We start from the raw sequence: 5,356 nt of genomic DNA on the forward strand, positions 1-5,356 counted from the left end.
GATATTTATATTCTTCACCATTACTCGCACTTACAGCTGCAGAGATCACCGAAAAAAGGGTCACTACAAATAAGGCTAAAAGCAGTAAGCCAAATGCCAATGCGGTTATGATAAGACCGCTGGCATCATTAGGAAGAACAAAATGATCAAAATGATTTTCTAGATCAAAGTGTCCCTGCTTACTTACAATTTGTAAAACCTGATAAGCCACAAAAGGAATTGCAATAATTACAAGACCTATAGTATAGAGTAGTGTGCTCATTTGAAAATTGAGCGCACGTCTACCGTGGTTATCTACAAATACCGAATTCCTTTTTAAGGAAGCCCAGATCAATAGCGGAGCGATAAAATTGCCCAGTGGAAACAAAAATTGAGCAAACACAGATAAGTGAATAAAAGTGGCTGTATTTTTTTGTCCGGTTGTAATAGTATTTTCCATTGCTTATTATTTTCTTATGCAAATATATATATAAAAGCAGGTATTTTGTATTACATAGTACTTAAATTTAACTATTTATTAACAAAAAGGAAATTCTTTAAAGTCAATTCTTAAGCCTATTTTTGAGAGAATCAAAACTTTATATATGTCACTCAGCCCTAGTAAATTCAATAGTTTTATAATGTTTAAGCTTCCTTCTGCTTGGTTATGTGGAGTGCGCGTAAAAGAAATTTCAGAAAAAACCTGTACGACTACCGTAAAGCATAAATGGATCAATCAGAATCCATTCAATTCTATGTTTTGGGCAGTGCAGGGGATGGCTGCAGAGTTGAGTACAGGAGCGATGGTGATCAATCAGATTAGAGAAAGCGGCAAGAAAATTTCGATGCTTGTGGCAAACAATAAAGCTTCTTTTACTAAAAAAGCCACCGGTAAAATCACATTTACCTGTAAAGACGGTCACAAAATCGCTGATGCCATTGAAAAAACGATTGCCACAGGCGAGGGGCAAACCTTCTGGATGCAAAGTGTGGGAGTTAATGAAGACGGCGTAGTGGTAAGTACGTTTGATTTTGAATGGACAGTAAGGGTGAAATCCTAGTTTTGATTTAAAGACTTTATCGTCTTAGATTTATATACGTCTTGTAACAATTTTATAAAAACGCTTACGTATTAAGTAGTATCAATCAAATCAAAAACGAAACAAAAACATGAGAGCACACGAGATAGATTACCAGATTTATGGGGAAGAAATGCAATATGTGGAGATTGAATTAGATCCGCAAGAAGGCGTTATCGCTGAAGCAGGAACCTTTATGATGATGGAAGACGGTATACGCATGGAAACCATTTTTGGTGATGGTTCCAAAAATGATTCTGGTCTATTAAATAAGGTATTTGGTGCCGGTAAACGTTTACTTACCGGTGAAAGTCTTTTTATGACGGTTTTCTATAATGACATAGTAGGGAAGAAGAAAGTGAGTTTTGCTTCCCCATACCCTGGAAAAATTATTCCTATTGACTTAACCAAGAATGGCGGAAGATTCATTTGTCAAAAAGATGCATTCTTATGTGCTGCCAAAGGAGTTTCTATAGGTATTGAATTTTCAAGAAAGTTAGGTCGCGGTCTTTTTGGAGGAGAAGGTTTTATTATGCAGAAGCTAGAAGGTGACGGGATGGCCTTTGTGCATTCTGGCGGAACCACGTTTAAAAAGGAATTAGGATTAGGAGAAAAGCTGAAGGTAGACACAGGGTGTATCATAGGTTTTGATCATACTGTAAATTATGATATCGAATTTGTAGGCGGAATAAAAAATACCATTTTTGGAGGTGAAGGAGTATTCTTTGCGACACTTACCGGTCCGGGTACAGTTTATATTCAGTCGTTACCATTTAGCAGACTTGCCAAGCGTGTTTTGGCATCTGCACCACAATTGGGAGGGAAGGATAAAGGCGAAGGAAGTATTCTGGGAGGCTTAGGAGATTTGCTTGACGGTGACAACAGATTTTAAACTCTAGGTAAAGCCTAGGATTTTAAATTTTTAACATTGTTTTTGGAATTAAAAGCCTATTTTTAACGGAATTCCTATCAAAATCAGTTTATAGCCCAAAATTACCTAACAAAAATTCTAATTTTAAACTATTCAAATATGGCAAGAGCAATGTTTGAGTACACTAAAACAATACTGAAAAAAGTAAGTTTTGATAGTGTACTTTTTTGCAAAGAATTACAAAAAGCTGCAAAGCGTTTACTACCGTATGAAATTGAGGAATTAAGAGAGTGGATTAAGGAACTAACCAAAACAAATCCCGAATTAAATCAATGTATGATTTACCTCAATGCTTAACTTTAAATATCATAAAAAAAAAGCGACTCAAATGAGTCGCTTTTTTAGTATCTGATACAAGCCTGGTTACTTTTTAAATGCTCCTTGAGTTTGAGGTAGCGGACTAATGATTTCTACATTTTGAAATGTGATAGCTCCTTTTATTACTCCGGCAATTGTGGTGCGCAACGCTTCAATAATTTGCATCTTTAATTCACTCTTGTGATATAAAAGACTTACTTCTCTTGCCGGTGCCGGCTCTTTAAAGTAATGAAGAAATTTCTTTTCTTCTTCCTTAATATCCATTGTATGTAAATAAGGTAAAAGAGTCATTCCTAAACCTTCATTGGCAAGACGTACCAAAGTTTCAAAACTACCACTCTCAAGAGAAAAGGTTTCTTCAGAATAGTTTCGGTTTGTTTTGCATAAGTTAACTACGCCGTCTCTAAAGCAATGTCCATCTTCAAGAAGTAGCATATCGTTGAGGTCTAGATCTGCTGTGGTAATTTTCTCTACACTATTTAAAGGGTGATTTGCGGGAACATATGCTACAAATGGCTCATAATATAAAGGACGCTCCTTTATATTCTCAAGATGTAGTGGTGTTGCTGCAATCGCGGCGTCTAAATGTCCTTCTTCAAGACGTTCTATAATGGTTTCTGTGGGAAGCTCTTCGATCTTCAGTTTGACCTTAGGATACCTGTTGATGAAGTTGCGTAAAAACATAGGTAATAATGTAGGCATAACTGTTGGGATCACACCCAATTTAAATTCACCACCTATAAACCCTTTTTGCTGATCGACAATATCTGCAATACGGTTGGCTTCATTTACAATGTTGCGCGCCTGTGTTACAATCTTGCTTCCAATATCGGTAAGTTCGATCGGTTTCTTGCTTCGGTCAAAAATTAGAATGTCTAATTCATCTTCCAATTTTTGAATCTGCATACTCAGTGTAGGCTGTGTGACAAAAGTTTTTTCAGCAGCCTTAGTGAAGTTTTGATTTTCGGCAACAGCCAAAACGTATTTCAATTGCGTAATCGTCATGGTTCTAATTTAGACTTCAAAAATAGGGCGACATATTGATTTTGTCTATACAATTACAACTATAATTTAATAGAAACACATCACGACCTATATAGTATAGTCAAAAATTAAAATCGAATTTCAAGCTCCAGAGGTTCTTCGCTAAGTTCAAACTTGCAATCTTCCCATTGCGGAGGTCCCATAGACATCACATTATTAGATCCGCCATAAGCTTCTTTAGGCATTCCGTTTGCTTCAAAATCCATTTGTCCATTATTGTTCTTATCGTGATAACAGAGGATAGCGTAATTTCCTAGCGGAATATCTTTAAAGGTTACCGAAGTCTTACCGTCTTTGATTTCGCTTTTTGCGGCTTTTACTGGAGCGGCTACCATAAAATTGTCTTTATTGTAGAGCGCATATCCTACCGAACCTTCATCGCTAGATACATTATTAATAGAAACGGTTATTGAACTTTTATTTTGAGCAAAGGCACTGAAGCTGATAAAAGTCATAAATAATAAGAGATAGGTTTTCATAATTTTACTGTTAGAATTAATACTGAAACAAATGTACAGGTTGCTTTAGCTGGTTCTAGTTGTTTATGACTCAATTGTAGAATCAAGAAGATGAACTGTAATTGTAATGTTTGAAAGCGTTCTTTACTATATAGGATACGTTGTGCTTGTAGGGTTTTAAAATCAAATCTGCTGCGTTTAAGAAAAGATTAAAAAATAATTGAAGCGTAACTATTTGTAAATAAGTGGCTAGTAAATTAATTTAAAAATACTTTCAAAAAGTGCTTGCGGGGATAGATAATCGTTCTATATTTGCGCCTCCAAAATCGGATATTAAAAACGGTTTTACGTTCTTAGAAATGCAGATAAAGTAAACCACCCTCGAGTTGATCTCGTGGGAAATTTGCTAGTGATAGGATTTTTGTTTTGAGGTAGTTCTTTGGTTTTGAAATCCATTTGACGGCGTCAAAAATAAAGTTTAAAAAAAGCTTGTTTATAAAGGGAAAAGGGTAGTATCTTTGCCCTCCCGTTTTTCGGCAGTGAAAGCGGATTAGTTCTTAGAAAAGCGACTTAAAATTGGCTCAAAAAAAACTTTAAATTTTATTTGTTTAGTAATAAAAAAGGTTTGTATATTTGCAGCCGCTTTCGCAGAGAGCAACGCGCATTGAAAACGAGATGATTTGGTAATAAAAAGCGAGGTTCGATTCCTCGACATCTAACGATAAATGATCTTCTTTAATTAGGGGAGAAGTTAATTGACATATTGAATTGACAACGCGTATTATCTTTTAGAGATAATATTTGAATTAAAACTAGAACGACCATTTTGAGCTTCTGTTGTTACAGAGGTGATTAAATTTCCTTATATCGTGGAATATTATATACAATACTACGATGAAGAGTTTGATCCTGGCTCAGGATGAACGCTAGCGGCAGGCCTAACACATGCAAGTCGAACGGTAACATAGGAAAGCTTGCTTTTCTGATGACGAGTGGCGCACGGGTGCGTAACGCGTATGCAATCTACCTTGTACTGGAGTATAGCCCAGGGAAACTTGGATTAATCCTCCATAGTCTATATTAATGGCATCATTTTATATAGTAAAGGTTACGGTACAAGATGAGCATGCGTCCTATTAGCTAGTAGGTGTGGTAACGGCACACCTAGGCAACGATAGGTAGGGGTCCTGAGAGGGAGATCCCCCACACTGGTACTGAGACACGGACCAGACTCCTACGGGAGGCAGCAGTGAGGAATATTGGACAATGGGCGCAAGCCTGATCCAGCCATGCCGCGTGCAGGAAGACTGCCCTATGGGTTGTAAACTGCTTTTATACGGGAAGAATAAGTGTTACGTGTAGCACGATGACGGTACCGTAAGAATAAGCACCGGCTAACTCCGTGCCAGCAGCCGCGGTAATACGGAGGGTGCAAGCGTTATCCGGAATCATTGGGTTTAAAGGGTCCGTAGGTGGACTAATAAGTCAGTGGTGAAAGTCTGCAGCTTAACTGTAGAATTGCCATTGATACTGTTAGTCTTGAATTG

Annotated in this window: 6 protein-coding genes and 1 rRNA gene (1 of these 7 only partly in view); 4 read left to right on the plus strand and 3 right to left on the minus strand. The window is 37.1% G+C overall.

What is annotated here, in order from left to right:
- Positions 1-439, minus strand: a 439-nt coding sequence (locus tag MED217_RS06455) for a DUF4870 domain-containing protein (protein ID WP_009779689.1), incomplete at its 3' end; no start/stop codon positions are given.
- 145 nt (positions 440-584) lie between these two features.
- Here MED217_RS06455 and MED217_RS06460 point away from each other — a divergent pair.
- The 3 genes from MED217_RS06460 (at position 585) to MED217_RS06470 (ending at position 2,286) form a co-directional block, all read left to right on the plus strand.
- On the plus strand, positions 585-1,040 hold the full coding sequence (locus MED217_RS06460; protein ID WP_040532629.1) for a DUF4442 domain-containing protein: 456 nt from the start codon (positions 585-587) through the stop codon (positions 1,038-1,040).
- Positions 1,041-1,149: 109 nt separating this feature from the next.
- Entirely contained in the window at positions 1,150-1,950 is an 801-nt protein-coding gene (locus MED217_RS06465) for a TIGR00266 family protein (RefSeq protein ID WP_009779691.1), read from the plus strand.
- Between the two features lie 138 nt (positions 1,951-2,088).
- Complete coding sequence (locus MED217_RS06470) at positions 2,089-2,286, plus strand: hypothetical protein (RefSeq protein WP_009779692.1); 198 nt, start codon at positions 2,089-2,091, stop codon at positions 2,284-2,286.
- A 66-nt stretch (positions 2,287-2,352) separates the two neighbouring features.
- Here the strand turns inward: MED217_RS06470 and MED217_RS06475 are convergent, their stop codons facing one another.
- Both MED217_RS06475 and MED217_RS06480 read right to left on the minus strand, forming a co-directional pair.
- Positions 2,353-3,312 carry a LysR family transcriptional regulator gene (locus MED217_RS06475; protein ID WP_009779693.1) on the minus strand — a complete coding sequence of 320 codons (960 nt, stop codon included), beginning with the start codon at positions 3,310-3,312 and terminating at the stop codon, positions 2,353-2,355.
- 107 nt (positions 3,313-3,419) lie between these two features.
- Entirely contained in the window at positions 3,420-3,830 is a 411-nt protein-coding gene (locus tag MED217_RS06480; RefSeq protein WP_009779694.1) for a DUF2141 domain-containing protein, read from the minus strand.
- Between the two features lie 870 nt (positions 3,831-4,700).
- Here MED217_RS06480 and MED217_RS19360 point away from each other — a divergent pair.
- A 16S ribosomal RNA gene (locus MED217_RS19360) occupies positions 4,701-5,356 on the plus strand (it continues 1,014 nt past the right edge of the window).

Origin of the sequence: Leeuwenhoekiella blandensis MED217 (assembly GCF_000152985.1) — a bacterium.
Classification (GTDB): domain Bacteria; phylum Bacteroidota; class Bacteroidia; order Flavobacteriales; family Flavobacteriaceae; genus Leeuwenhoekiella; species Leeuwenhoekiella blandensis.